At 69.3% G+C, this 25,111-nt stretch carries 22 protein-coding genes; 10 read left to right on the top strand and 12 right to left on the bottom strand.

Annotated features, from left to right (window positions below):
• Positions 1–5 precede the first annotated feature (5 nt).
• From C2868_RS04655 to C2868_RS04645, 3 genes are all read right to left on the bottom strand, one after another.
• Complete coding sequence (locus C2868_RS04655; RefSeq protein ID WP_100811143.1) at positions 6–848, bottom strand: universal stress protein; 843 nt, start codon at positions 846–848, stop codon at positions 6–8.
• A gap of 142 nt (positions 849–990) precedes the next feature.
• Entirely contained in the window at positions 991–2,700 is a 1,710-nt protein-coding gene (locus C2868_RS04650; protein ID WP_181003343.1) for a long-chain-fatty-acid--CoA ligase, read from the bottom strand.
• A 15-nt stretch (positions 2,701–2,715) separates the two neighbouring features.
• Positions 2,716–3,297 carry a TetR/AcrR family transcriptional regulator gene (locus tag C2868_RS04645; RefSeq protein WP_100811145.1) on the bottom strand — a complete coding sequence of 194 codons (582 nt, stop codon included), beginning with the start codon at positions 3,295–3,297 and terminating at the stop codon, positions 2,716–2,718.
• Between the two features lie 213 nt (positions 3,298–3,510).
• Between C2868_RS04645 and C2868_RS04640 the strand changes: the two genes are divergently transcribed.
• Positions 3,511–4,347 carry an alpha/beta fold hydrolase gene (locus C2868_RS04640; RefSeq protein ID WP_100811146.1) on the top strand — a complete coding sequence of 279 codons (837 nt, stop codon included), beginning with the start codon at positions 3,511–3,513 and terminating at the stop codon, positions 4,345–4,347.
• A gap of 86 nt (positions 4,348–4,433) precedes the next feature.
• Here the strand turns inward: C2868_RS04640 and C2868_RS04635 are convergent, their stop codons facing one another.
• Both C2868_RS04635 and C2868_RS04630 read right to left on the bottom strand, forming a co-directional pair.
• Positions 4,434–5,108, bottom strand: a complete 675-nt coding sequence (locus tag C2868_RS04635) for a GAP family protein (protein WP_157813925.1) — start codon at positions 5,106–5,108, stop codon at positions 4,434–4,436.
• Positions 5,109–5,162: 54 nt separating this feature from the next.
• Positions 5,163–6,149, bottom strand: coding sequence for an aldo/keto reductase (locus C2868_RS04630; protein WP_100811148.1), 987 nt, complete (start codon positions 6,147–6,149; stop codon positions 5,163–5,165).
• 120 nt (positions 6,150–6,269) lie between these two features.
• Here C2868_RS04630 and C2868_RS04620 point away from each other — a divergent pair, with 120 nt between their 5' ends.
• On the top strand, positions 6,270–6,569 hold the full coding sequence (locus C2868_RS04620) for a DUF1905 domain-containing protein (RefSeq protein WP_100811149.1): 300 nt from the start codon (positions 6,270–6,272) through the stop codon (positions 6,567–6,569).
• Positions 6,570–6,632: 63 nt separating this feature from the next.
• On the opposite strand, the gene C2868_RS04615 is transcribed toward C2868_RS04620, so the two are convergent.
• Entirely contained in the window at positions 6,633–7,703 is a 1,071-nt protein-coding gene (locus tag C2868_RS04615; RefSeq protein ID WP_103663022.1) for a HAMP domain-containing sensor histidine kinase, read from the bottom strand.
• On the bottom strand, positions 7,700–8,365 hold the full coding sequence (locus C2868_RS04610) for a response regulator transcription factor (RefSeq protein WP_100811151.1): 666 nt from the start codon (positions 8,363–8,365) through the stop codon (positions 7,700–7,702). Before C2868_RS04610 ends, C2868_RS04615 begins: the two co-directional genes overlap by 4 nt.
• Positions 8,366–8,452: 87 nt before the next feature.
• On the opposite strand from C2868_RS04610, the gene C2868_RS04605 reads away from it, so the two are divergent.
• Positions 8,453–9,124: a M15 family metallopeptidase gene (locus C2868_RS04605; protein ID WP_100811152.1), complete on the top strand. Its 672-nt coding sequence runs from the start codon at positions 8,453–8,455 to the stop codon at positions 9,122–9,124.
• A 38-nt stretch (positions 9,125–9,162) separates the two neighbouring features.
• On the opposite strand, the gene C2868_RS04600 is transcribed toward C2868_RS04605, so the two are convergent.
• Complete coding sequence (locus C2868_RS04600; protein WP_198519536.1) at positions 9,163–10,488, bottom strand: wax ester/triacylglycerol synthase domain-containing protein; 1,326 nt, start codon at positions 10,486–10,488, stop codon at positions 9,163–9,165.
• Positions 10,489–10,532: 44 nt separating this feature from the next.
• Between C2868_RS04600 and C2868_RS04595 the strand changes: the two genes are divergently transcribed.
• Both C2868_RS04595 and C2868_RS04590 read left to right on the top strand, forming a co-directional pair.
• On the top strand, positions 10,533–11,660 hold the full coding sequence (locus C2868_RS04595) for a DNA alkylation repair protein (RefSeq protein ID WP_103663021.1): 1,128 nt from the start codon (positions 10,533–10,535) through the stop codon (positions 11,658–11,660).
• A gap of 16 nt (positions 11,661–11,676) precedes the next feature.
• Positions 11,677–12,093, top strand: a complete 417-nt coding sequence (locus C2868_RS04590; RefSeq protein ID WP_219811455.1) for a DUF1801 domain-containing protein — start codon at positions 11,677–11,679, stop codon at positions 12,091–12,093.
• 23 nt (positions 12,094–12,116) lie between these two features.
• Here the strand turns inward: C2868_RS04590 and C2868_RS04585 are convergent, their stop codons facing one another.
• Complete coding sequence (locus C2868_RS04585) at positions 12,117–13,919, bottom strand: ABC transporter ATP-binding protein (RefSeq protein ID WP_219811454.1); 1,803 nt, start codon at positions 13,917–13,919, stop codon at positions 12,117–12,119.
• A gap of 111 nt (positions 13,920–14,030) precedes the next feature.
• Between C2868_RS04585 and C2868_RS04580 the strand changes: the two genes are divergently transcribed.
• On the top strand, positions 14,031–14,765 hold the full coding sequence (locus C2868_RS04580) for a response regulator transcription factor (RefSeq protein ID WP_181003342.1): 735 nt from the start codon (positions 14,031–14,033) through the stop codon (positions 14,763–14,765).
• On the top strand, positions 14,765–16,219 hold the full coding sequence (locus C2868_RS04575; protein WP_103663019.1) for a HAMP domain-containing sensor histidine kinase: 1,455 nt from the start codon (positions 14,765–14,767) through the stop codon (positions 16,217–16,219). The genes C2868_RS04580 and C2868_RS04575 overlap by 1 nt, the downstream gene beginning before the upstream one ends.
• A gap of 2 nt (positions 16,220–16,221) precedes the next feature.
• On the opposite strand, the gene C2868_RS04570 is transcribed toward C2868_RS04575, so the two are convergent.
• Positions 16,222–17,391, bottom strand: a complete 1,170-nt coding sequence (locus tag C2868_RS04570; protein WP_103663018.1) for an esterase family protein — start codon at positions 17,389–17,391, stop codon at positions 16,222–16,224.
• A gap of 193 nt (positions 17,392–17,584) precedes the next feature.
• Between C2868_RS04570 and lysX the strand changes: the two genes are divergently transcribed.
• On the top strand, positions 17,585–20,866 hold the full coding sequence (lysX, locus tag C2868_RS04565) for a bifunctional lysylphosphatidylglycerol synthetase/lysine--tRNA ligase LysX (RefSeq protein ID WP_103663017.1): 3,282 nt from the start codon (positions 17,585–17,587) through the stop codon (positions 20,864–20,866).
• Here the strand turns inward: lysX and C2868_RS04560 are convergent.
• A complete protein-coding gene (locus tag C2868_RS04560) occupies positions 20,817–22,025 on the bottom strand; it encodes a heparan-alpha-glucosaminide N-acetyltransferase domain-containing protein (RefSeq protein ID WP_181003341.1) in 1,209 nt (402 codons plus the stop codon). The two genes, lysX and C2868_RS04560, sit on opposite strands and share 50 nt — an antisense overlap.
• An 8-nt stretch (positions 22,026–22,033) precedes the next feature.
• Positions 22,034–22,756: a DUF998 domain-containing protein gene (locus C2868_RS04555; protein ID WP_146048004.1), complete on the bottom strand. Its 723-nt coding sequence runs from the start codon at positions 22,754–22,756 to the stop codon at positions 22,034–22,036.
• Positions 22,757–22,840: 84 nt separating this feature from the next.
• On the opposite strand from C2868_RS04555, the gene C2868_RS04550 reads away from it, so the two are divergent.
• On the top strand, positions 22,841–24,358 hold the full coding sequence (locus C2868_RS04550; RefSeq protein WP_146048003.1) for a glycosyltransferase family 39 protein: 1,518 nt from the start codon (positions 22,841–22,843) through the stop codon (positions 24,356–24,358).
• On the top strand, positions 24,355–25,107 hold the full coding sequence (locus C2868_RS04545; RefSeq protein WP_103663014.1) for a polyprenol monophosphomannose synthase: 753 nt from the start codon (positions 24,355–24,357) through the stop codon (positions 25,105–25,107). The genes C2868_RS04550 and C2868_RS04545 overlap by 4 nt, the downstream gene beginning before the upstream one ends.
• The last annotated feature ends 4 nt before the right edge of the window (positions 25,108–25,111 follow it).

Genomic DNA, 25,111 nt, shown 5'->3' with positions numbered 1-25,111 from the left:
GCACCTCACGTCTGCGCGGGACTCACCGCCACGGGAACGACACACACCGGGATGCGGGACTGCGCGACGGTGTCCTGTCCGACCGAACCGAGAATCGCGCCGGTGACGGGTCCACGGTGGTGGGTGCCGATGACGAGCAGCGACGCGAGCCGCGCCTCGGCCAGCAGTGCGGCAGGCGGGTTGTCGTTCACCAGCACCCGTTCGATCGCCAGCCCCGGATAGGCGGCCTGCAGATCATCACCGACGGTGTCCAGGATGCGGCGATGTCCCGCCTTCTGTTCTATCGGGGATGCGAGCACCGCGACCGCACCATCCATCGTCGGCACCGGCATCTGCCAGGCATGCACGAGCATCAGCCCCACGCCGGCGGCCTGCGCTTCGCGGGCGGCGAAGTGGATGGCAGCCGACGAGCTGTCGTCGTCATCGAGCCCGACGAGCACCCGGCCCTCTTTCGGGGTCCAGTCATCCGGCACCACCACGACCGGGACGCTCGACCGTGCAACCGTACGGAGCGGACGCCACCCCGTCAGCGCCGCGCGCACGGGACGACGCCGGTGTGCACCGATCACGAGCAGGTCGGCCTTCTCGGCCGCCTCCAGCAGCGCACCGGGCAGGTGACCGGTCACCCGACGCGACCGCACGAGCGCACCCTTCGCGATATCACGGAAGCGACGCTCGGCATCGTGCAGCACATCGGGGATGACCGTCTCATCGAACAGGTCGGATGCGTTCACCGATACGATCTCGACACTGGTCGAACGCTCGGCCGCACGGGCAGCGGCCCATTCCAAAGCGACCAGCGACGGCTCCGATCCGTCATAGCCCACCACGATGTTGTCCATGGTCATCCCTTCCCGCCTGGCCCCAGTAGGGGTGCCCTGCGTTTCTCCTGCTACGTTCCCGACGTTACGTCGGGAACGAGCGGCTGCCAGGGGCCGAAGGTCCTACCGGCTCCGGGGATGATGCGAACGAGCGCGGAGCCGGAGGCAGCTACCCCGCGCCGAGCTGCAAGAGCTGATCGCGGACGGTCCGGCGCAGCACTTTGCCGACCTGGGATCGCGGCAGTTCGTCGACCTGGACGATCTTCTTGGGGATCTTGTACGCGGTCAGGTGCTGGCGGCAGAAGTCGCGGAGCGCGGACGCATCGAACACGGCGCCGGGCTTCATCACGACGGCCGCGGCGACATCCTCTCCCCCGGAGGGGCGCCGCAGACCCACGACCGCCGCACTGTCGACGTCCGGGTGCAGCATGAGCGCCTGCTCGACCTCGGTCGGGCTCACGTTGAACCCGCCCGTGATGATGAGCTCCTTCAGACGGTCGATGATCGTCACGAACCCGTCCTCCGACATCGTCACGATGTCACCGGTCCGCAGCCAACCACCCGGCAGCAGAGCGGCCACCGTCTCATCGGGAGCATTCCAATAGCCGCCGAAGACCTGCGGGCCGCGGATCAGCAGCTCGCCCTCCTCGCCGGGTGCACGGTCCTGCGTCGGGTCGTCCGGGTCGACCACCCGGATCTCTGTGCTGGGGAACGGCACGCCGACCGTGCCGGGGCGACGGCTCGGACCCGCGGGGTTCCCGAGCGCGACCGGGGACGTCTCCGTCATGCCGTACCCCTCGACCAGGAGCCCACCCGTCGCCTCCTCCCAGCGCGTCACCGTAGCGACCGGAAGGCTCATCGCCCCCGAGATCGCGAAGCGGACACCGGTCAGGTCGATGCGCTTGTGGTTGCTGGCGCGGGCCAGAGCGTCGTAGATCGGCGGCACGGCAGGCAGGAAGGTCGGCGGGGAGGTTCGGGTCGCCGCGATGACCAGGTCGAGGTCGTACTTCGGGAAGAGCACGAGCTTCGCGCCGATCGAGATCGCGAATGTCAGGCACAGGGTGAGTCCGTAGGCGTGGAACAGCGGCAGGACCGCGTAGACGACCTCTTCGCCGTCGTGGAGTCCCGGCAGCCACGCTCGCCCCTGAGCCGCGTTGGAGCGCAGGTTGCGGTGCGACAGGATGGCCGCCTTGGGGGCGCCCGTCGTGCCGCTCGTGAGCAGCAGCAGCGCCGTGTCATCGAGCGTCGGATGCGGGACCCGCTCCGAGATCCGGCGCGCTTCGACGATGCGCGACCAGGGGATGATGCCCTTCGCCGTGGGCTTGGCCGTGATCGCCTCACGGGCCTTCCGCGCCTTCGCGATCGGAAGGCGCAGGGCGAACCGCTTGCCGAACGGCATGGCCTCGGGCAGGCTCACCGACACCACGTGCGCGGGTCGGGCGTCCTCGGGAAGCGCAGAGACGACATCCGCGATCTTGTCCCACACGATGGCGACGACCGGGGAGGTCACCTCGAACTGGTGCCGGATCTCGCGCGGGGTGTAGAGCGGATTGTGCTCGACGGCGATCGCTCCGAGACGCATGACCGCGTAGAACGCAACGACGTGCTGGGGGCAGTTGGGCAGCGCCAGCGCCACCCGATCCCCCGCCTGGACGCCGAGCTTGCGCAGCCCACCGGCCGCGCGTGCGACGAGCTCACCGAGCTCGGCATAGGTCGTCGTCGCACCGAAGAACTCGAGCGCCGTGTGCTTGCCATACTTCGCGACGGATGCGTCGAGCATGTCGAGAAGGGTCTCCGTGACGGCGGGGATCTCGGCCGGTACGCCCTCCGCATAGGAGGCGACCCAGGGGCGATCCCCCGCGGAATTCGAGCTCTGCACGATCGGTACCTTCCCTCAGCGCCCGTCGAGCGCCGCGTCGATGAGTGTCGTCGCCGCACGCCGGGCGACCGCGGCGGGGGCCACGGTGCCGGCGATCGCCGCGGTCGTCTGCGCCCCCTCGGCCAGCAGGGCGAGCTCTGCCGCGAGCTCTTCGGAGTCCGGGGCACTCAGCCCCGTCGCCCGTACGAGCTCTTCGACGTAGCGCTGGAACGACTCCTTGTGCTCGCGGGCGATCGTGACAATGGCCGGCGACGTCGCCCCGAGCTCGCCGAAGGCGTTGATGAATCCGCAGCCGCGGAAGGATGCCTCACCGAACCACTGCTCGAGGAAGTCGTACATCGCGAGAAGTTTTTCGCGCGGCGTGGTCGACAGGCTCACGGCATGTGCGACCCCGGATTCCCAGACCTCGTGTCGGGCGGCGAGAACGGCTATGACGAGGCTCTCCTTGCTCGGGAACACCGAGTAGAGCTTCTTCAGCGACACCCCCGCGGCTGTGCGGATGTCGTCCATGCCGACGGACTGGATCCCCCGGCCGTAGAACAGGGCATCGGCCGCCTCGACGATGGCGTCACGCGATACATCGAGCGTGATGCTCATGGGGACTCCTTCCGGATCGGGACGAGAGAACGATTGTTCTCAACACTACTCGCTCGTTCGAGAAGACGTGGGGGGACGTTCATCTCACAGGGGTTGCGCGGAGAACGCACGTTCTCTATGGTTGGGGACATGCAGAGAACGATGGTTCTCAGCGGCCCTCTCCACGAGGACATCGAACACCCATCAATCCGAACACCCATAAAGGAGACACTCATGGCGAAGATCACCGTTGGCCGCGAGAACAGCGTCGACATCGAACTGCACTACGAAGACAAGGGCACGGGTCAGCCGGTGGTCTTGATTCACGGATACCCGCTCGACGGCAACTCGTGGGAGGGTCAGACCGCAGCCCTGCTCGACGCCGGATACCGCGTCATCACATACGACCGCCGGGGATTCGGCCAGTCCTCGCAGCCCTCGGTCGGCTACGACTACGACACCTTCGCCGCCGACCTCAACGTCGTCATGGAGACTCTCGACCTGCGGGACGCCGTGCTCGTCGGCTTCTCGATGGGAACCGGCGAGGTCGCGCGCTACATCGCGACCTACGGTTCGGCGCGCGTCGCGAAGGCGGCTTTTCTCGCCTCGCTCGAGCCGGGCCTGCTCATCACCGACGACAACCCCGAGGGCGCCGCGCCGCTCGAGTTCTTCCAGGGCGTGGTCGACGCGGTGAGGAACGACCGCTACGCCTACTTCACGGCGTTCTACAACGACTTCTTCAACCTGGACGAGAACCTCGGTTCGCGCATCAGCGAAGAGGCCGTGCGGAACGCGTGGAACATCGCCGCGGGCTCCGGATCGGTCGCCTCGGCCGCAGCTCCCCTCACCTGGGCCACGGACTTCCGGGCCGACATCCCGAAGGTCGACGTGCCGACGCTGATCCTGCACGGCACCGCCGACCGCATCCTCGGGATCGACGCGACCGGGCGCCGCTTCGCGAAGGCCCTGCCGAGCGCCGACTACGTCGAGATCGAGGGCGCCCCGCACGGCCTTCTGACCACGCACACGGCCGAGGTCAACGAGGCGCTGCTGGCCTTCCTCGCCAAGTAGTCACCGCTGCGGGCGGCATCTCTCCGAAGCTCTCACCAGAGCGGATGGATGTCCGCCCGCAGCAGGCAGTCGGCTGAGCGCCGCCGCTAGATCAGGCCCAACCCGCGGACGACCAGGTAGACGGCCGTGAGGAGGCACACCACGATGCCGATCACGCGACCGTGGCGCGAGAGCACGGCCTGCAGGCGTCCGAGTTGCCGGGTGGCCGTCTTCGGGCTGAGGACCGCCCATCCGAGCGGCAGAAGAACGGGAAGAAGTGCCCCGAATGCCAAGACACCGTAGGCGACGCCGGATGCGAGGGCCCCGGCATCGGCCGAAGCCGTCTCGTGCGCACCCGCCAGCACGAGCACGAGGGTGCTGATGTTGGTGGCCATCATGAGGACGCCGAGCGCCGCGGCGCCGAGCGCGAGCCAGCGCGAGGCGCGCAGCCGCGTCAGGGTCGCACCACTGCCGGATCCTGAGCGCCGGAACACCAGCACGGCCGCGACGATCACGAGCAGAGCCGCCAGGGCGAGATCGACCGCGTCGCTGACGGCGCTCGCGCCGGTCGACGGCCCGCGCTGCGGCAGGGCCGTGGCGAGCAGGAGCGCCGCGCAGACGACCGCCGCAGCGCCCACGAGGTACGACGCGAGGGTACGGATGCCCCGGCCCGCGAACCCGGCGAGGATCTCCACACTCGCGCCCAGCAGCGCCGGGCTGACCGCGGCACCGGCGGCGAGCGGCAGGACATGCAGGACGAGCGTCGCGTCGGTGCCGGTCACCGCCACAGGATATCGGCACCGTCCGGGGCGCGGGCGGGCATCCCTCCGGCGCTGTCACCAGAGCGGATGGATGTCCGCTCGCAGCAGCCGGTCGTAGACGTCCCGCACCGCGGCATCGAACGCCTCGACGTCGAAGCCCTGCTGCAGCAGTGCCGCCGCCTCGGCATTCGAGACGGCCTGACGCGGGTTGCGCGCACCCGGGATCACGGTCGTCACGCCGGGGCGCGACATGATCCAGGCGAGGGATGCCTGGGGCAGACTCACCCCGTCCGGCAGCGCGGCGGCGAGCTCGTTCGCCGCCCGGATCCCGACCTCGAAGTCCACTCCCGAAAAAGTCTCGCCGCGGTCGAACGCCTCGCCGTTGCGGTTGTAGGAGCGGTGATCCGACTCGGCGAAGATCGTGTCGGCCGTGTACTTGCCCGAGAGCAGCCCGGATGCGAGCGGCACGCGAGCGAGGATGCCCACCCCCGCAGCCTCGGCGGCGGGCAGCACCTCGTCGAGCGGCTTGAGGCGCAGCGGGTTGAAGATGATCTGCACGCTCGCGACGCCCGGACGACCGATGGCCGAAAGTGCCTGGTCGCACGTCTCGACCGAGACGCCGTATGCCGCGATCGAGCCATCCGAGACCAGCTCATCGAGTGCGTCGTAGGTCGCATCCGCGTCGATCACCGCGCTCGGCGGACAGTGCAGCTGGACCAGGTCGAGGGTCTCGACCCCGAGGTTGCGGCGCGACCGATCGATCCACGCGCGGAAGTTCTCGGGCGAGTAGTTCTCGGGCTCCTGCGGCAGACGGCGGCCCATCTTCGTGGCGACGAAGACGTCGCTCCGCCCCCGCAGGAAGCGCCCGATCACCGTCTCGGATCGCCCGTCGCCGTAGACGTCGGCCGTGTCGAACAACGTCACGCCCTCGTCGTCGGCGGCCCGCAGGACGGCGAGCGCGTCATCCTCGCTGACATCACCCCAGTCCGATCCGAGTTGCCAGGTGCCGAGCCCGACGAGCGAGACCTCGCGCCCCGTACGTCCCAAGATGCGCTTCTGCATAGCCGTCCTTCCGATCGGCGTCCAGGCTAACTCGCGGTCTGGACGTCGATCACCCAGGTGACACCGAAGCGGTCGGTCAGCATCCCGAAACCGGGACTCCATGCGCAATACGGTGGGTGGATGATCGTCGACTTCGAGGGCACCGTCTATCGATGGGATGCGCGGACGGATGCATCCTGGTTCTTCACCGATCTGCCGCCCGACGACAGCGAGGCGATCCGCGAGATGCAGGACCCCGCGCTCCGCCGCGGGTTCGGCGCCGTCCGCATCCGCGTCACGATCGGGGACTCGGTGTGGATGACGTCGATGTTCCCCTCGTCCGCCGGGACGTACACCGTTCCGCTGAAGAAGTCGGTGCGCGACCGCCAGGGTCTCGCCGAGGGCGACCAGGTCCAGGTCCGCGTCGAGCTCACGCTCTAGCTCGGGTGCCCCATCCCACCCTTCCCGACCGAAACACTCCATGTGCCGCGAACTGGCACGCCCTCAGGCCCGGGGCAGATCCACCGTGACGTCGAGCCCGCCCGACGGACGCGCGACGATCTCCAGCGAGCCATCCTGCGCCTGCACGATGCTCTTCACGATCGCGAGCCCCAGACCGACGCCCGAGTCGTGCGAGGGGTGGTGCGAACGGATGCGTCCGGCCCCCCGCTGAAAGGGCTCCGCGAGGGTGGACACGCTCGCGGGCGGCACGACCTCACCCGTATTGCCGACGACGAGTCGGACGGACCCGGCATGCGCCGACGTGACGACCTCGACGGTTCCCCCTTCGGCGCGGTTGTGCACGATCGCGTTCTGCACCAGGTTCGACACCATCGGCAGCAGCAGCGTCGGCGAGCCGCGCACGAGGGCGACATCTCCCGACACCTCGACGATCACACCGCGCCTGTCCGCGAGCGCCTGCAGGGTCTCGGTGGCCTCTTCGACGATGAGCGACAGGTCGACGACCTCGCGCGCGAACGACCGCTGATCGGCGCGGCTCAGCAGCAGCAACGCCTCGGTGATGTCGATCGCTCGGGCATTGACCGAGCGCAGCCGCTCGAGCAGCCGCGGGGTGTTGCTCGCGGGGTCGCTCCGTGCGACCTCGAGCAGCGCCTGCGTCGTCGCGAGCGGGGTCCGCAGTTCGTGCGACGCGTTCGCCGCGAACCGCCGCTGCTCGGCGACATGACTCTCGACGCGGTCGAGCATCGCATCGAAGGCGTCGGCGAGCTCGCGGAACTCGTCGTCCGGTCCGGCGAGCCGGATGCGGTGCGACAGGGCACCCTCGGTGGTCTGCCGGGCGACCAGTGTGATCCGCCGCAGCGGCGCGAGCATCCGTCCGGCCAGCAACCAGCCGCCAACGAGCCCGAAGACGAGCAGGAACCCCATGACCGCGGCTGCGGCCGGAGCGAAGGCGCGCAGCAGGTCCGAACGGTTCGGCATGAACGGCCCCGGGCCCGTGATGCTGCCATCCGGCACGTAACGCAGCAGGAAGACCCAGACCGCGGCGAGCAACAGAGCGCCCGCGATCATGAGGAACCCCGCGTAGCTCAGGGTCAGCTTCAGCCGGGCACTCATCCCGCAGCCTCGATCCGGTACCCGACCCCGGGCACCGTGGCGATCAGCCACGGCTCACCCAGGCGCTTGCGCAGAGACGACACCGTGATGCGCACCGCGTTGGTGAACGGGTCGGCGTTCTCGTCCCAGGCGCTCTCGAGGAGCTCTTCGGCGCTCACCACCCCACCCTCGGCCGCGAGCAGAACGTCAAGCACCGCGAACTGCTTGCGCGTGAGCGCGACGTACCGCCCCTCGCGATACACCTCGCGACGGAACGGGTCGAGGCGCAGGCCCGCGAACGCGCGGATCGGGGGCCTGCTGGTCCCGCGCCTGCGCTCGAGCGCGCGCAGCCTCAGCACGAGTTCGCGCAGCTCGAAAGGCTTGGTCAGATAGTCGTCGGCGCCCAGCTCGAAACCCGAGGCCTTGTCGTCGATTCGGTCGGCGGCGGTGAGCATCAGGATGGGAATCCCGCTCCCCGAGGCGACGATGCGCTGTGCGATCTCGTCCCCCGACGGCCCCGGGATATCGCGGTCGAGCACCGCGAGCTCGTATGAATTGACCGACAACAACTCCCACGCCGCGTCGCCGTCACCCGCGATATCGGCAGCGATCGCTTCGAGTCGCAGCCCGTCGCGGATGGCCTCCGCCAGATAGGGCTCGTCCTCGACGATCAGCACACGCATCCCCCGATGCTACGAGCCGGGTCGTATCGTCCGCGTATGAAAAAGCCCATACGCGCTCGCAACACGGCGGCTCGTTGACTGGGCCCCATGACCTCTTCTCCACCCGCCTCGAAGTCCAGAATCCGGGCCCGGCGCATCCTCGCCATGACGATCGTCGTCGCGGCGCTGGCAATTACCACTCTTATCGCGATCCCCGTCGCGGGTGCGCTGTCTCCCGCAACGGACACGGACGCCTCCCCCGCAGCGGGGCCCGATGAAGTCCCGGACGGCACTCCCGATGGAGCCCCGGACAGCGGGGGAAACGGAGCCGGTGCGGGCATGGAGGCCGCGCTCGAGGGCGTGACCGCCTTCGACGACATTCCGGCCGTGACGCGGATGAACCCCGACCTGCTGCGAGCCCTGAAGCAGGCGACGAAGGATGCCGCTCGCGAAGACGTCTCGGTCGAGGTCACGAGCGGGTGGCGCTCGCCCGAGTACCAGGACCGGCTCCTGCAAGAGGCTGTGGCCCAGTACGGCTCGCGGGAGGAGGCCGCGCGATGGGTCGCGTCGTCGAAGACGTCGGCCCACGTCTCGGGCGACGCCGTCGATGTCGGCGGTTTCGAGGCGACCCTCTGGATGAAGGAGCACGGCCCCGCCTACGGGCTCTGCCAGATCTACGACAACGAGCCGTGGCACTTCGAGCTGCGCCCCGAGGCACCCCAGCAGGGCTGCCCGGACGTGTACTGGGACCCGACCTACGACCCGCGGATGCAGGGCTGACCGGCTCGTATTGACGGAGTTATGAACGTACGGATGTCTCAGCCCAGCGCGGCGCGGTGAAGCTCGCCGTACGCTTCGCCCACAGCCTCGGCGAGCGCGTCGACGCGCGGAACCGCCGCGGGGTCCGTGCAGAATCCGATGCCGATCTCGTCGGCATGCGAGATCGCCGCGACGCGCAGGGCATGGTGCGCACCGGGCTCGGATGACGAGAACAACCGCTCGACGCGGCGCCCCGCGACGGCGACCGGAACGCGCGGGCCCGGGACGTTCGATATGGCCAGGCTGAACTCGCGTGAGCTGTCGGCGACGCGGTGCACGATCGCGTCCACCGTCGGGATCGTACCCAGAGCATGGAAGAGCTCGTAGAGCATCGCGGCATCACCCGACTGCTTCTCGGTGCGCGTCCGTGCGCTGATGCGGTCGAGCCGGTCCAGCGGGTCGGGTGCGGCGATCTCGAGATCGACGTTGATGAACGAGTCGTGATTGCCGGGCGCCGCCGCATCCTCGTCCCTGTGGTGCAGGCTCACGGGCACCTGCGCCCGCAGATCGAGGTGAGCACCGTGACGGCCGAGCCAGGTCCGCAGACCGCCCGCCACGGCGGCGAGCAGCACATCGTTGACCGTCGCGTGGTGGGGCCGGGAAGCGCCGATGGCCTTCAACCCGGCGAGAGGCGCGACCGTGAACGCCAGGTCGCGCGCGCCGCTGATGCGCCGGTCGAACGGCGATCTCGAGCCCGGCTGGCCGAACTCGCGCGCCAGGACCGCGGGAAGGCTGATGTGTGCGCTCGGCACCGGGTCGGGGACGGATGCCCCGGGCACAGGCGGCTCATGCGCTGGCGACGCGGGCGCTGGCGACGCGGGCGCGGCGAGCCCGGGCTCGACTCCTTCATGCGGGTCCAGCAGGATCGTCTCGAGGAATCGCATCCCGGCGATGCCGTCGACCATCGCGTGGTGCATCCGAGCCGCGATGGCCTCGCTGCCATCCGCGAGCGGACCGATCAGGTCGAGCGTCCACAGCGGCCGGCCGCGGTCGAGGTGTTCCGACATGAGCGCGCTCACCACGCGCCGCAGATCCTCCGTGGTCGCGCACTCGGCCCCGGCGCGGCGGCGCACGTGCTCGGCGATGTCGAAGTCCTCGGCCGTGACCCAGCGAGGCGGCTGGCCCGCTCCCCCACCCTGCACGCGCTGGAGAGCGCGCGGCTGGTCGACGAGTCGGCTCAACACGGTTGCGCGCAGCGCCGACAGATCGAGCGGCTCGCCCGGCGCGAGGATCATCAGCTTGAGCGTGTGCCCGGTCAGCACGGATGATTCCAGGGCCAGGATGCGTGCATCGTCGGCAGACAGCAGCTCACCGTCATCCGTCACGGTCGTCAGCCTAGCGATGCCGCGGGCCGCGGGATGATGGGGGCATGCCCTTCGCAGACGAGCTCCTCGGCGTCGATGTCGCGGCCACGCTGGCCCGTTCCATCCAGGGCGCCGTGCCCGACCGCGTCCTTCGCGAACTGCCGCGCGCCGCAGACGCTTTCGACGGACTGTCGCTGCGCGAACGGGCGGATCTGCTGCGAGACGCGCTTCTGGCCGACGTCCCGGGCAACTATGCAACTCTTGCCCGCACCATCCGGTCTGCTGCTGAGCACGATCCGGCGTTCACCGGATGGCTGATCTGGCCCGTCACCAGCGCGGTCGCCGCGCGCGCCGTCGCCGAGGGGACGGATGCCTCGTTCGACGACGCCATGGCTCTCCTCTCCGAGCTGACGGGCCGGCTGACGGCCGAGTTCGCGATCCGCACGCTGCTGCGCCACGACCTCGAGCGGGCGCTCGACATCATCGCCGGATGGACGGTCGCATCCGACGAGCACGTGCGGCGACTCGCGAGCGAGGGCACTCGCGCGTATCTGCCGTGGGCGGTTCGCGTGCCGGGGCTGCTGAGCCACCCCGCGGCGACCGTCCGCATCCTGGATGCGCTGTACCGCGACGACAGCGAATACGTGCGCCGGTCGGTCGCGAATCACCTCAACGATCTCAGCCGCGACTCCCCCGAGCTGGTCGTCGAGACGGCCCGACGCTGGCTCGAGACGCCCGCTGCCACGACGCCGGCGCTCGTCCGCCGTGCGCTCCGCACGCTCGTGAAGCGCGGTGATCCACGCGCCCTCGCCCTGCTCGGATTCGGTCCCGCGACCGTGCAGATCGACGGACCACTGCTCGCCGAGACCCGCGTGGCCTGGGGCGAAGAAGTCCGGTTCACCGCCGTCATCCGGAACACGGGCGTGGAGAGCGCACGCCTGTCGGTCGACTACGTCGTGCACCACCACCGCGCGAACGGCACGCTCAGCGGAAAGGTCTTCAAACTCGCGACGGCCGACCTGGCGCCCGGCGAAGAGCTGGCGATCGACCGGCGGCATTCCTTCCGCGCGATCACCACGCGCCGCTACTACCCGGGCGCACACGCCATCGCCCTGCAGGTGAACGGTGTCGCGACCTCGCCCGTCGCGTTCGAGCTGTTGCCCCCTGCGGGCGATGCGGCGGAAGCACGATGAGCGCGATAATGGCGACGTGAGCGAGATCAAGACCCGGCCGACCGACGCGGATGTCATGGCGTTCCTCGAATCCGCGACGCCACAGCGCCGTCGAGACGACGGGATGGCCCTCGCCCAGATCTTCCGTGAGGTGACCGGTGCCGAGCCCGTCCTGTGGGGACCGTCGATCGTCGGATACGGCAGCTACCACTACGTCTCCCCCGCCAATCCGCGCACACAGGGCGAATGGCCGAAGACCGGGTTCTCGCCACGCAAGGCACAGCTCTCGATCTACGGTCTGAAGGACCTTCCCGAGGGTGCTGAGCTTCTGCCACAGCTCGGCACCTACACGGAGGGCGCCGGATGCGTCTACGTGAAGAAGCTCGACGACATCGACCTGAACGTCCTGCGGCGGCTGATCGCCATCGCCTGGCGCGACGACCCGGCGGAGTAGCGCGGCGCGCTTTCTCAACTGCTCTATGCCGCACCGATCCGGAGCGCCTCGACGAGCTGCGCATAGAGCGGGCTGGTGACGAGCAGCTCGCGGTGCGTCCCCGTGCCGACGACCCTTCCGCGGTCGACGACGACGATGCGGTCCGCATCCACGACGGTCGACAAACGGTGGGCGATCGTGACGACGAGCGTGTCTGCCGAGATCCGATCGACGACACCGTTGATCGCAGCCTCGGTGAGCCCATCGAGCTGGGCCGTCGCCTCGTCCAGCAGCAGCACCTCCGGGCGCCGCACGATGGCTCTCGCGACACCGATGCGCTGACGTTGTCCCCCGGACAGGCTGGTCGGGCTGACCGGCTCATCCAGCCCCGCCGGGAAGGACTCGACGAGTTCACGCAGCCGCACCGCGTCGAGCGCATCCCACAATTCGTCCTCGCTCGCATCGGGAAAGCGGTACGCGAGGTTGTAGCGGATGCTCCCCGCGAGCAGCGGAGTGTCCTGCTCGACATAGGCGATCCGTTGCCGGATGGAACCGAGCGAGAGAGACGCGTAGTCGGTGTCGTTCATGCGGATGGTGCCCGACTCCGGACGATAGAAACCGAGGATGAGCGAGAACAGGCTGGTCTTGCCCGCACCGGACGGCCCGACCACGGCAAGCCGCCCGCGCCATGGCAGCGACAGCGTCAGGTCGTCGATGGCCGGATGGCGCGCGCCGGGGTAGGTGAAGGTGACCCCGTCGAATGACAGGGCCGCGGCCCCCGTCCGCCCGCGGGGCACGTCGCTCCCCGTGATCGTGTCCTCCGCCGTGATGTCCTCCGTCTCTCGGATTCGTGCCGCGGCGGCCGAGCCGGCCTGCAGTTCCGCGACGTACATCGTGATCGAGCTGACCGGCTCGACGAGCTGGAACGCGTACAAGAGGAAGGCGACGAGGGTCGACACCTCGAGCCACCCGGCACCGATCCTCCAGGCACCGACCGACAGGATGACGAGGATGCCGAACTGGATCCCGGTCGATGCGATCGTCCACGCCAGCGCCTCGGTTCGATTCGCCCGCTTGCCGTACCGCATGGACTCGCGAGCCTCATCCAGCACCCTCCGCTCTTCCGTCGCTTCCGCTCGGGCCGCCTTCATGGTGCGCACGGCACGCGCACCGCCCTCCAGGATGCCGCCGAGCCGACCGACCGCCTCCTGTGCGAGGCGCTGGGCCGTGCCGATCCGCGGCATCAACCGCCCGGCGAGAACCCCGACGACGGCGATGCAGGCGAGGGTGACCAGGAAAAGCGTCAGGTCGAGGATCGCCATCAGGGCGAGCGCCCCGATGAGCGCTATGACCTCGTTGACGAGGTTCACGAGAGCGGAGGAGGTCGCCTCCCGGAGGAGCACCGTGTCCGAGGTCACGCGGGTGACCACCTCACCCGTGGGGCGGAACTGAAGATCCGCCACCCGCCCCCGGAAGAACCTGCCCACGAGCACGGAACGCACCGAGAAGACGACGTCCTCGGCCACGTTCCCGAGGAGGACCGCCTGGGTGAAACCGAAGCCGGCGCCGAGCAGGACGAGACCGAGCAGCAGCACGACCGGTCGCACCGCATCGCCGGGCACGCCCACCGAGTCGAGAATCTGTTTCGTGACCAACGGCGCGGCGAGGGCTGCGGCCGTGGTGCCGAGGCCGAGCAAGAACCCGAGCGCCAATCGCGCGCGAAACGGCCTGACGAAGAACCACAGGGTCCGGATGTTCGCCCATCGGGGCATCGGAGCCGAAAGCGGGTCAGCGGCGGAAGGGCCGGGCGTAGCGGCGGGTGCCGAGGGATTCTGTGCGGTGATCATGGCCTCGGCACCGTAACCACCGCCCTTAAACCCCACATAAGAACGCGCGAAGAACGACACGCCTCATGCGTCACTTATCCGACGCACAGGTCAGTGCTGAAGAGTGAAGATGTGGAGCATCCTTCTGTCAACGCCAAGCCAACCGTCCGGGTGCTGATCGTCGACGACGAACCCAACCTGCGCCATCTGCTCTCTGCCGTCCTCGGCCGCCAGGGATGGCAGGTCGACGTCGCCGGCACCGGCCGCGCGGCCATCGAGACGGCTCTCCGAGTCCGGCCGCACCTGATCGTGTTGGACGTGGTGCTGCCCGATATCGACGGCATGCAAGTGCTGCGGACGATCCGCGGCGAGCTGCCCGACACCATGGTGCTGTTCCTCACGGCGAACGGCACCGTCGCCAATCGCATCGGCGGTATCGCGGCGGGAGGAGATGACTACGTCACCAAGCCGTTCAGCGTGGAAGAGGTGGTGGTCCGCCTGCGCGGGCTGCTCCGCCGCAGCCCGATGCTCGCCGCCAGCGCGCCGACGCCCATCCTCGAGATCGGCGACCTCAGGCTCAACGAAGACAGTCACGAGGTGTCCCGGGCAGGGGTCGACATACGCCTGACGGCGACGGAGTTCGCGCTGCTGCGCTTCATGATGCTGAACGCCGACAGGGTGCTCAGCAAGGAGCAGATCCTGGATCGGGTCTGGGAGTACGACTTCGGGCGAGAATCGAACATCGTCGAGATCTACATCTCGTACCTGCGCAAGAAGATCGATCAGGGAAGGCCCCCGATGATCCACACCCTTCGCCGGGTGGGGTATATCTTGCGGGAGCCCTCCCCCCAACCCACGGAGCAGTGATGCGCACAGAGCGCAGAGTGCGCAGCACCCGCGGACGACTCGTCGTCGCGGTCTCGAGCCTCCTGCTCGCGGCTCTCGTGATCCTCGGAGCTACCTCCATCGTGATCCTGCGGCAGAATCTGGTCAATCAGGTGGAGTCGACGCTGTACCTCTCCAACGAGAGCGCCCAGAACCAGGTCAGCAGCTCGCTCGAGCAGAACGACGCGCTGCCGCGATTCGACGACTTCTCGATCGTCATACCGCCCGACGGGTTCTTCCTCGTGCTCGAGGGCCGCGACCCGCGGCTCTCGGCGTTCTTCACCCGTGACTACTCATACCGTCCCCTCTCCTCGACCGAGATCGAAGAGCTCCGCGCACAGCCGTTCGCGCCCGGAGACACCCGCACGATGACGCTGCAGGACTACGGGAACTACCTCGTGACCGCCAGTCTCGTCGACAGCCCCCAGAGCGGGTCGTACACCGTCGTCACCGGGATCGGCCTGACGGATACGGATGCCGTCATCATGTCGTACATCATCTGGATCACGGCCGTCGGGCTCGGCGTTGCGGCGCTGGCGGCGACGTTCGGTTACCGCCTCATCACGCGTGAGCTGGACCCGCTGGAACACGTCACGCAGGTCGCGCAGCAGGTGGCGGCCACGCCGCTGTCCTCCGGCGAGGTGGAGCAGCAGGGACGCGTCCCGCGCGATCCGCGTCTGCGGGGATCGGAGGCCGATCGCGTCGCGATCGCGCTCAACGGACTGCTGGAGCATGTGGAGTCCTCACTCAACGCGCGTCATCGTGCGGAAGAGTCGATGCGGCGCTTCATCGCCGAGGCGAGCCACGAGCTTCGCAACCCGCTCGCATCGATCCGCGGCTACGCCGACTTCTACTCGCAGTCCCCCGCCGACCCCGAGGAGCTGGCGAACGTCCTCGGGAGGGTGGGGTCCGAGGCGAAGCGGATGAGCACGCTGGTCGACGACCTCCTGCTGCTCGCGCGCCTCGACGCGGATCCCCGCGTGAGGAAGGAGGAGGTCGACCTGTCGCAGGTCGTTCTCGAAACCGTCTCGGACGTCCGTTTCGCGTTCCCCGAGCACGTCTGGCAGATCGCTCTCCCCGACGACGCGGTGAATGTCATCGGAGACGAAGACGCGATCCGTCAGATGCTGTTGAACCTCGTCGCCAACGCCGGGCATCACACCCCCGCCGGCACTCGCGTGCGCATCTCCATCGAGCGGCACGACGGAGAATTCCTGCTCGCCGTCGACGACAACGGCCCCGGCATACCCGCCGCTGCGATCCCCACACTCTTCGACCGATTCACGCAGGCCGGTGACGAGACGTCAGTGACCCGGAACTCGACGGTGGGCCTCGGTCTCGCGATCGTGAAGGCGCTCGCGGCGGCCTCGGGCTACGACATCAGCGTGCGCTCGGACGAGCGGGGCACGCGGTTCATGGTCGGCATCCCGCGATAGTCTCACGGCGTCGTCCATTCCAACTGCCTCGCCGCCCAGACGAGACCGTAGGGCATGATCGTCCGCGCCGTCGTCCAGTTGTGCGCGAGGCCCGGATACACCCGGAGCGTCGTCGTCTGACCCTGCGCCCGAAGCGCGTCGCGAATCTGCGTCGCCTCCGCGGTGGGCTCTCCATCGCCCTGCCCGAGGAAGATCTTCTGCGCGGTGGCACCGCCCCGCGAGGCGATGACGTCGAGCGGCGTGTTGCGTGCGCGGGCCGCCGGATCTGCAACCACGCCGGCCGTGTACGGCGTCGTGTACGGCATGATCGACACGACCGCACCGAACAGGTCGGGGTGGTGCAGGCCGTACAGCAGCGAGGCGAGCCCTCCCGACGACATCCCCGCCACCACGCGGTGGTCCGCATCCGCGACCGTGCGGAAGTTCGTATCCGCCCACGTGACCACATCGTGGGTGACGAACGTCTCGAGCTGCGGACCGCCGGGCACGTCGAGTGGCTCGTCATCCAGACGCTCGGCTCCCGCGTTCAGATCCGGTGAGACCACGATGACCGGCGGGATGCTCCCGGCGGTGATCAGGGTGTCGAGCAGGTAGTCGATCCGTCCGCCGGCGAACCAGTCGGCCGCGCTGCCCGGTGCCCCGTGCAGCACGTACAACACCGGGTAGCGTGCCGTGTTTCCCGGCTTGTCGTATCCCGGTGGGAGGTAGACCCAGGCGCCCGTGTCGGGGACCTTCGGCGTCGACGAGGGCACCGCGGCGAGGAACGGATATCCCCTGTCCTCGGTCGTGACCCGTTTGACCGCCGCCACCGCGGGCTCGCCCGACGGCGCGAGCACCGCGGTCTTCGGAAAATCCGTGGCGGGAGCGCGCACTTTGTCATCCACCCAGCGGGTCAAGGTCGCCACGGAGGGGAAGTACCCCACCCAGGCGTTCACGCCGAACGCGAGAGCGAACACGAGCACGACGGCACTCACCGTTCCCCATCCGCTGACCACGAGGACGCGGCGCCGTCGGCTGCGTCCCCCCTTACGGCGGGCCGACCGCACGGCGAGCACGACGACGCCCGCGGCGAGGGCGAGGGCGATCGCTGCGGGCCACGGGGACGAAAGCAGGTCGGCGCCGGGATCCTGCAGCAGCGTGGGGGGAACATCGATCGGGGCGTCCGGATCCATGGTGTCCGCTCCTTCCGCGTGGGCATTCCCGTGAACGAGATCCGTCCTGTCGGCCGGCGATCTGAGCGTACGAGATCGCCCGAGGGCGAACGGGTGAACGGCGAGAAGTCATATCCGGCTCTTATGCAGCGGACACATCATGAGTCCCCGGCGCACGCCTGAGCGGTGTCCGCCGGCAAGAGAGGAATGATCGATGAGTGCGCTGAAGGGTGAGGTCACCGACGAACGCGACACGGCGCCCGCCCGACACCGAGGTGCAGCCAACCCGCTGTCCGGCGTTCCGGTGTGGACGGGGCGAGTGTTGCAGGTCATCTCCGTGACGATGCTCATCATCGCCTTCTCCAACGTCGTCCTTCCGGACGGCGTGTACTTCGCCGCGTCGTATCTGGCCGTATTCGGCCTGAGCCCCGAGCCCTTCGTCTTCAACGCCGTGCTGCTCTTCATCGTCGGAAGCGCCTCGAAGCGACGGCTGCGCGGAGCGATGCTCTTCCTGGTGGTGTTCGAGCTCCCCACCGTGCTGCTGCCGGTCGTGAATCTGATCAGCACGGGTGGGAACAGTCAGACATTCTGGGCCGACGGCGGCGCCATCGACCTTCTCGCGGCCGCCGTCGCCGCCGGTTTCATCACCCTCCTCATCGCGGCGCGCAGGGAGTATTCGGCGCAGCGCGAGCCCGCGTCCTATCTGCTCGCCCTGGGCGTCTTCGCCGCCGGCGTCGCGCTCGCTGTCGTGGTCGGCGGGGTCCTCTCGCAGTTCTCCTCCGATCGGCCGATAACGGCTTCGGATGCCTGGTGGTGGTCGCTGCACGCCGCCACCGGCATCTATCCCAGCGATTGGCTCCTCGACGGGTCGTCGGACGGGCTCAGCACGGGCGTCGAACTGATCGTCACCTCGATCTCGGCGAGCGCGCTCGTGGTCGCGCTCGCGGTGCTCCTGCGCAGTGCGCGCCGACTGCGGCTCCTCACCGAGGCAGAGGAACTGGGGCTCCGCCGCATCCTGCGCGGGAGCCGCGGAGAGGACTCGCTGGCGTACTTCGCGACCAGGCGCGACAAGTCGGTCGTGTTCTCGGCCGACCGCACCGCCGCCGTGTCGTACCGGGTCGTGAACGGTATCGCTCTCGCCAGCGGCGACCCCCTCGGCCCGGAACGACAGTGGGACGAGGTGACCGCCGAGTGGCTCCGGGTCGTCCAGCGGTATGGCTGGCGACCCGCGGTGCTCGCTGCCACCGAGCGAGGCGCCGATCACTACGCCCGGCACGGCATGCGCGGGGTCGTGCTCGGAGACGAGGCCCTGCTCCGCGTGGACAGCGCGCAGCGGGATGCGATACTCACGTCCCCGCAGATCGAGGCGACCCGGCGGCGGGCCCGGCGCGCGGGGTACACGGTGAAGATCCGGTACCAGCGCGACATCCACCCCGGTGCGCTCGCGCGGATCTCCGCCCTCGCCCAGCAGTGGCGCGGCGCCGAGAGCGAACGCGGCTTCTCGATGGCGCTCTCGCGCATCGGCGACCCCGCCGACCACGACAGCGTCATCGTCACCGCGCACGACAGGCTGGGCGAGATCACCGGATTGCTGGTGTTCGTGCCGTGGAATCGCGACGGACTCTCCCTCGACGTGATGCGGCGCAGCCCGGATGCCATCAACGGGGTCACGGAACTCCTCGTGGCTTCGCTGGTCACCGAGGCCGAGCGCCTCGGCGTGCGCCGGATCTCGCTGAACTTCGCCGTCTTCCGTGACGTTCTCGTGCGGGGCGCGCGGGTCGGCGCCGGGCCCCTCCTGCGGGCGAAGCGGAGGGCGCTGCTGATCCTGTCGAAGCACTGGCAGCTCGAGTCGCTCCGCAAGGCCAACGAGAAGTACGCGCCGGAATGGCGACCGCGCTTCCTGATGTGGTCTCGACTCGCACCCTTCAGCACGGTGATGTTCGCCGTGGCCCGCGCCGAGGGTTTCGCCGGATCTCCCCGGCGTGACGCGAGCGGATCCGGGCAGCCCCGGAGCGCCGCCTTCCTGGACGCGCTCGAGACGGAGCTGTCCCAACCGGACGGCACGGATGCCTCGGCTCCCCCGGTGAGTCCGCGGGCGGTCTCCGTCCTCGCGATCCGGGCGAACGGCGAAGACCCGTATCCGGCCTCGGTGCCGCGCACGCACGCGATCGCCGACGTGCGCGCCCTGACGTCGGGGCGAGCCTCGATAGCCGGACGCCTCGTCGCGCGGCGTAGGCACGGGGGGATCACGTTTCTCGACCTCGTCGAGGACCACGCACCCTTTCAGATCATCGCGACCGCCGACGGAACCGCCGACTACCGCGCTCTCGTGCGCGTCTCGCTGGGCGACATCGTCTCGGTGACCGGTGAGGTCGCGCGCAGCACGTCGGGCGAGCCCAGCCTGCTCGCCGAATCCTGGTGCATCGCCGCGAAATCCCTGCGGCAGCCGCCGAACCGTCGCCGTGGGCTGAAAGACCCCGAGGCCCAGGTTCGCCAGCGACACGTCCACCTCGCGACCTCCGGCGCGGCGACGGCACTTCTGCGCGCGCGCTCACGGGCCGTCCGGGCGCTCCGAGACCGTCTGCTCGCCGAGGGATACCTCGAGGTCGAGACCCCGATCCTGCAGCGCACGCACGGTGGGGCCAATGCGCGCCCCTTCCGCACCCACATCAATGCCTACCACCGCGATCTGTCGCTGCGGATCGCGCCCGAGCTGGCACTGAAGAAGCTGATCGTGGCCGGACTGCCCCGGGTCTTCGAGATCGGCCGCAACTTCCGAAACGAGGGAGTCGACAGCACGCACAATCCCGAGTTCACCGCGATGGAGGCATATCGCGCCTTCGCCGACTACACCGACATGCGGGTGCTCGCCGAAGGCGTCATCAAAGACATGGCGAGCGCCGTGTCGGGGACCCCGACCTTCGTGAACGCCGACGGCGACCGCATCGACGTCTCGGCGCCCTGGCGTGTCGTCTCGGTGTGCGAGGCGCTGACGGAGCGGATCGGGCTGCCGATCTCGATCGGTCTGGGCGTTGCGACGCTGCAGGACCTCTGCGGCGCCTACGGCATCGGCGTCGGCCGCGACGACTCGGCGGGCATGCTGATCGAGCGTCTGTACGAAGAACTGATCGAAGCCGAAACGACGCTCCCGACCTTCTACACCGACTTTCCCTCCGACACCTCACCGCTGGCGCGTCCCCACCGCCGGATCGACGGGCTGTCCGAGCGCTGGGACCTCGTCGCGTTCGGGATGGAACTCGGCACCGCCTACTCGGAGCTGACCGACCCGCTCGAGCAGCGTCGCCGCTTGACCGCTCAGTCGCTGAAGGCAGCACGCGGTGACGCCGAAGCCATGCAGCTCGACGAGGACTTCCTCGCGGCTCTCGAGTTCGGCATGCCTCCGACGGGCGGTCTCGGCCTCGGCGTCGACCGGATCGTGATGGCCGTCACCGGCGCGACGATCCGGCAGACACTCGCCTTCCCGTTCGTTCGATGAGGGCACTCGCCCAGCCGAGGACCCATTCGAGGGGGCCACGGGTGAATCGCCGCGACCACAGCCACGACAGCAGCAGGAGCCCGGCGCTGAACGCCGCGAGCGTGAAGACGCTCTGCGCCCCGCGGAACGAGTGCCCGGTGGCGGCGGTGATGAGGGCCATGGCCACGATGTGAGCCGCGTAAACCGACAGCACCATGGCGCCGAGAGGGGCGATCACCGTGATCGCAGCACCGACCGCCCGCCGCGCCCGGCCCGATGCGCCGTCCGCCCAGCGCGCCGCGTTGCCGAGCCAGAGCAGCAGGGACAGAAGGAGGGCGCACACGCCGAGGCATCCGATCACGTCCGCCCAACTGCCCGAATGGGGAGCCGGAACCACCAGCCACAGCCAGGTGCCCGTGTCGGTGACGCCGCTTTCGTCGAAGAAGATGCGAGCGAACTGCTGCCGCGCATCCCTTCCGTCCGTGAGCGTGAGGCCGTCCATGATGCGCGCGGTGACACCGTTCGCGAGAAGGATCGACGACAGGATGTATCCGACAGCGATCAGCGCGGCTCCCGCGATCGCGAGCCGCAGCCGGACGCGCGCCGAAGCGAGATCCATCCGCCCGACGGCGAGCCCGGCCAGAACGAAAGGCATCCAGGTCAGGGCCGGGTAGTCACCGGCGACGAGAGCGTTCCAGAGCGGGTTGCCGGGAAGGTCGATGGCCCGCCGCGCGAGGAACGACACGAGCGGCCCGGCCACCGCCCACACCGCCGCGACGACGAGGAGTGTGCGGACCCCGAGTTGTCGGAACGGAAGCGTCAGGAGGAACCACACCGAGAACGAGACGAGGATCACCACGACGGGGGTGCCCAGGAGCGTGAGGGCGAGGCCGCAGAGCGCGAGCAGCGCCGCACGGATGATGGTCGGGACGACCGCGGGCTGCACGTCGTCGGCCCCACGGCTCCTGCCGAGGTTCAGGGACAGACCGGCGGCGAAGGCGAACATCGCCGGCATCCGGGAGTGGAAGAGCTCCCACTCCGGGTGGACGATGCCGAAACCATCGCCCGCGGTCCAGGCGGCGGGACCGACGTGGGCGACGAGCATGCCGAACACGGCGACGGCGCGGAACAGGTCCAGCCCGAGCAGACGTGCCCGCGGCCGCGGGTCGGGCGCTGTCATCGGCGCGCTCATCGGGTGCTCGTGGCGTTCGTGCGCACCGCGGGGGCGGATTCGGAGCGACGCCGCCCGGCGATGACGGCGTACGCGCACAGATACGTGCTCACGAGCAGCACCTGCGCCCGCTGCACCAGGCCGCCCCCGTCGACGAGTCGGCCGTCCCCCGTGCTCACCAGTGCGAGGACCGAGACGATCAGCGTCACGGCGGCCAGCAGCCCGACGACGCCGACGAGCAGACGACGCTCGAGGGGACGGGTTCGCGGTTCGCCCCGCAGCGCCGAAACCGACAGAAGAACGGCAGAGACGAGGACCGCCGCGAGTGCGCCCGCGCTGCTCACCGTGTGGATCTGATGCCCGAGACCGAGGGCGTTCGCCGCGTCCGCCCGGGCGCACTCGAGACTGGCCGAGCTCGCGCAGGCCATGGGCGATGACGCATCCACGATCGTCAGGAACGCGAACGCGGCGAGCGCGAACTCCGCGCCCCGCGCGAGACCGACGGGGCGAGGGCGTCGGGCCACCCCGGCGAGGGCGGCTAGGATCAGCAGGCCCGTCGTGATGTCGAGCGAACGGAACAACCACCCGCTCGGCCTGTCGGCCGCGGCGAGTTCCGAGAGGTAGGAGCGCGACGCGTCGAGCGGGAAGCCCGCGACCGCCTCCCACGGCAAGCCCGAATAGGTGACTGCCGCGATGACGAGCAGCACCCGCATCGCTGTTTCTCGCCGGTCCGCACGCATGCGCACACGGTAGGGAGCAACCGTAAGACGCACCTAAGCGAGGTGCTTACGTTGCGCTTACGTTCGGTTCCTAGCGTCGCTCCCGTGACGACGACAATCGACCCGCCCCGCGCCGCGGCGCCAGGTCTTCCCGCGCCCACGCGACACGCCGCCCTCGCCCCCGTCATGGTGGGGCTCGGTGCAGCCCTGGTATCGGCGATCGCCATCGGGGTGCCCTCGATGTGGGGCGATGAGGCAGCCAGCGTGATGTCGGCGCGACGACCGTGGGATTCGCTGTGGGCGATGAGCGCGAACGTCGACGCGGTCCACGTCGTGTACTACGCGATGCTGCACGTGTGGGTCGACGTGTTCGGCGCATCCTCCTTCTCCGTCCGCCTGCCGAGCGCGCTCGCCATCGGTGCGACCGCCGCGGGGGTCTTCACGCTGTGCCGTTTCTTCGTCGGCGGGCGGATCGCGCTGCTGGCGAGCATCGTGCCCCTTCTCGTGCCGCGCATCGTCTTCATGTCCGGAGAGGCGCGCTCCGCCGCGCTGTCCGCTGCTCTCGTGACCTGGCTCACGGTGCTGCTGGTGCACCTCGTGCGCACCCGAGGGACTCGCGCGGGCTGGTGGGTGCTGTACGCCGGGCTGCTCGCCATCAGCGTGCACGTGTTCTTGTACACCGCGCTGATCGCGGCCGCGCATCTGCTGACCCTCGTCGTGATGCGCGCGCCCCGCGAGATCTGGTGGCGCTGGGCGGTGGCCTCGGTCGCGGCGGGAATCGCCTGTCTGCCGTTCGCGATGCTGGCGACGAGCCAGCACGGTCAGATCGCATTCCTCGCGCGCCGGGACGTCATGGACCCGGACATGCTCTTCGTGAAGCAGTGGTTCGGTTCACTGCCGATCGCCCTCTTCTGCTGGGCCGCCATCGTGTTCGCGATCGCGTGGGCGGTGCGTTCGTGGCGACGTCGCCCGCAGCGTGAGGATGAGGCCGGAACCCGTCTGCTGGTCTGGATCTCGGTGCTGTGGCTGCTCGTGCCGATGGCTGCGTTGCTGCTCGCGAACATCGTGGCCGGGCCGCTGTACACGGGACGATATCTGTCGTTCAGCGCTCCGGCCGCAGGCATCCTGATCGCCCTCGCCCTCGCGCAACTGCGGCCCCGCCGGGCGGCGATCGTCGCCGGTGCCCTGGCGCTCGTCCTGGCGGTGCCGTTCGCGATCTCACAGCGCACCGAGAACGCCAAGTTCGGCAGCGACTGGGCGCAGGTGTCGGAGTACGTGGGGGCGCACAGCCGGCCGGGCGACGGGGTGGTCTTCGACGACGGCGTGCGCCCCTCGCGCAAACCCCGCCTCGCCCTGCACCTGTACCCCGAGGGCTTCCGCGATACGGCCGACCTCGGTCTGGTGCGCTCCTACGACACGACGGACGGCCTGTGGGACACGGTGAAGCCGCTCGCAGAGCTCCCGGGCGTCCTGGACGACCACCAGCGCGTATGGGTCGTCGCCCGATCCCAGGACGGCACGAGCGAAGACGAACGCACACTTCAGCAGGCGGGCTACCGACTCACCGACACCCGGTGGCTGGCACGCGACGTCATCCTCCTCTACACGAAAGGCACACCATGAGAACGCTCGTCATCGTCCCCACGTTCAACGAGGCGGCGAACATCCTCCACACCCTCGACGAGATCACCCTCTACCTGCCGTCGACCGATGTGCTCGTCGTCGACGACTCCTCCCCCGATGGCACGAGCAAGCTGGTTGCCGCCCGCGCGCTCGACGATCCGCGAATCGCCCTGCTGTCCCGCGGTGAGAAGGGCGGACTCGGAGGCGCCTACCGGGCGGGCTTCGACTACGCACGGGCACACGGGTACGCCGTCGTCATCGAGATGGACGCCGACGGATCGCACCCCGCTCAACGCCTCCCGGCGCTGGTGGAGGCGCTCTCGACAGCCGACCTCGTGATCGGCAGCCGATGGATGCGCGGGGGAAGCGTCGTCGGCTGGGCGCTGCACCGACGTGTGCTCTCGCGGATGGCGAGCGTATACGTGCGGGTGATGCTCGGCACGTCCGTCCGCGATGCCACCAGCGGCTTCCGCGCATTCCGCATCGAAACGCTGCGGACGATCGAGGCATCCTCCACGACGTCGGACGGATACAGCTTTCAGATCGAGACGCTCCATCGTGCACACCGCTGCGGGCTGACCGTCACCGAGGTGCCGATCGCATTCGCAGAGCGTGCGTACGGCCACTCGAAGATGACCGGGGGCATCATCCTCGAAGCGCTCACGCGCGTCGCCCGGTGGCGTCGCCACCCGTTCGTCCCGGGCACGCAGCCTCTGGCCGGTGCGACCTCGCTGATCGCGACGGTCTGACGCG

The sequence above is a fragment of the Microbacterium sp. CJ77 genome (genome assembly GCF_002911615.1).
In the GTDB taxonomy this organism is placed as follows: domain Bacteria; phylum Actinomycetota; class Actinomycetes; order Actinomycetales; family Microbacteriaceae; genus Microbacterium.
The sequence above is the reverse complement of the archived record's forward strand: the minus strand, read 5'-3'. Positions and strand labels throughout refer to the sequence as shown.

What these genes read in the sequence shown, in the direction of transcription:
- C2868_RS04655 (WP_100811143.1), bottom strand. Translation starts at nt 848, where the DNA reads ATGACCATGGACAACATCGTGGTGGGCTATGACGGATCGGAGCCGTCG.
- C2868_RS04645 (WP_100811145.1), bottom strand. Translation starts at nt 3,297, where the DNA reads ATGAGCATCACGCTCGATGTATCGCGTGACGCCATCGTCGAGGCGGCC.
- C2868_RS04640 (WP_100811146.1), top strand. Translation starts at nt 3,511, where the DNA reads ATGGCGAAGATCACCGTTGGCCGCGAGAACAGCGTCGACATCGAACTG.
- C2868_RS04630 (WP_100811148.1), bottom strand. Translation starts at nt 6,149, where the DNA reads ATGCAGAAGCGCATCTTGGGACGTACGGGGCGCGAGGTCTCGCTCGTC.
- C2868_RS04620 (WP_100811149.1), top strand. Translation starts at nt 6,270, where the DNA reads ATGATCGTCGACTTCGAGGGCACCGTCTATCGATGGGATGCGCGGACG.
- C2868_RS04615 (WP_103663022.1), bottom strand. Translation starts at nt 7,703, where the DNA reads ATGAGTGCCCGGCTGAAGCTGACCCTGAGCTACGCGGGGTTCCTCATG.
- C2868_RS04610 (WP_100811151.1), bottom strand. Translation starts at nt 8,365, where the DNA reads ATGCGTGTGCTGATCGTCGAGGACGAGCCCTATCTGGCGGAGGCCATC.
- C2868_RS04605 (WP_100811152.1), top strand. Translation starts at nt 8,453, where the DNA reads ATGACCTCTTCTCCACCCGCCTCGAAGTCCAGAATCCGGGCCCGGCGC.
- C2868_RS04595 (WP_103663021.1), top strand. Translation starts at nt 10,533, where the DNA reads ATGCCCTTCGCAGACGAGCTCCTCGGCGTCGATGTCGCGGCCACGCTG.
- C2868_RS04585 (WP_219811454.1), bottom strand. Translation starts at nt 13,919, where the DNA reads ATGATCACCGCACAGAATCCCTCGGCACCCGCCGCTACGCCCGGCCCT.
- C2868_RS04575 (WP_103663019.1), top strand. Translation starts at nt 14,765, where the DNA reads ATGCGCACAGAGCGCAGAGTGCGCAGCACCCGCGGACGACTCGTCGTC.
- C2868_RS04570 (WP_103663018.1), bottom strand. Translation starts at nt 17,391, where the DNA reads ATGGATCCGGACGCCCCGATCGATGTTCCCCCCACGCTGCTGCAGGAT.
- lysX (WP_103663017.1), top strand. Translation starts at nt 17,585, where the DNA reads ATGAGTGCGCTGAAGGGTGAGGTCACCGACGAACGCGACACGGCGCCC.
- C2868_RS04560 (WP_181003341.1), bottom strand. Translation starts at nt 22,025, where the DNA reads ATGACAGCGCCCGACCCGCGGCCGCGGGCACGTCTGCTCGGGCTGGAC.
- C2868_RS04555 (WP_146048004.1), bottom strand. Translation starts at nt 22,756, where the DNA reads ATGCGTGCGGACCGGCGAGAAACAGCGATGCGGGTGCTGCTCGTCATC.
- C2868_RS04545 (WP_103663014.1), top strand. Translation starts at nt 24,355, where the DNA reads ATGAGAACGCTCGTCATCGTCCCCACGTTCAACGAGGCGGCGAACATC.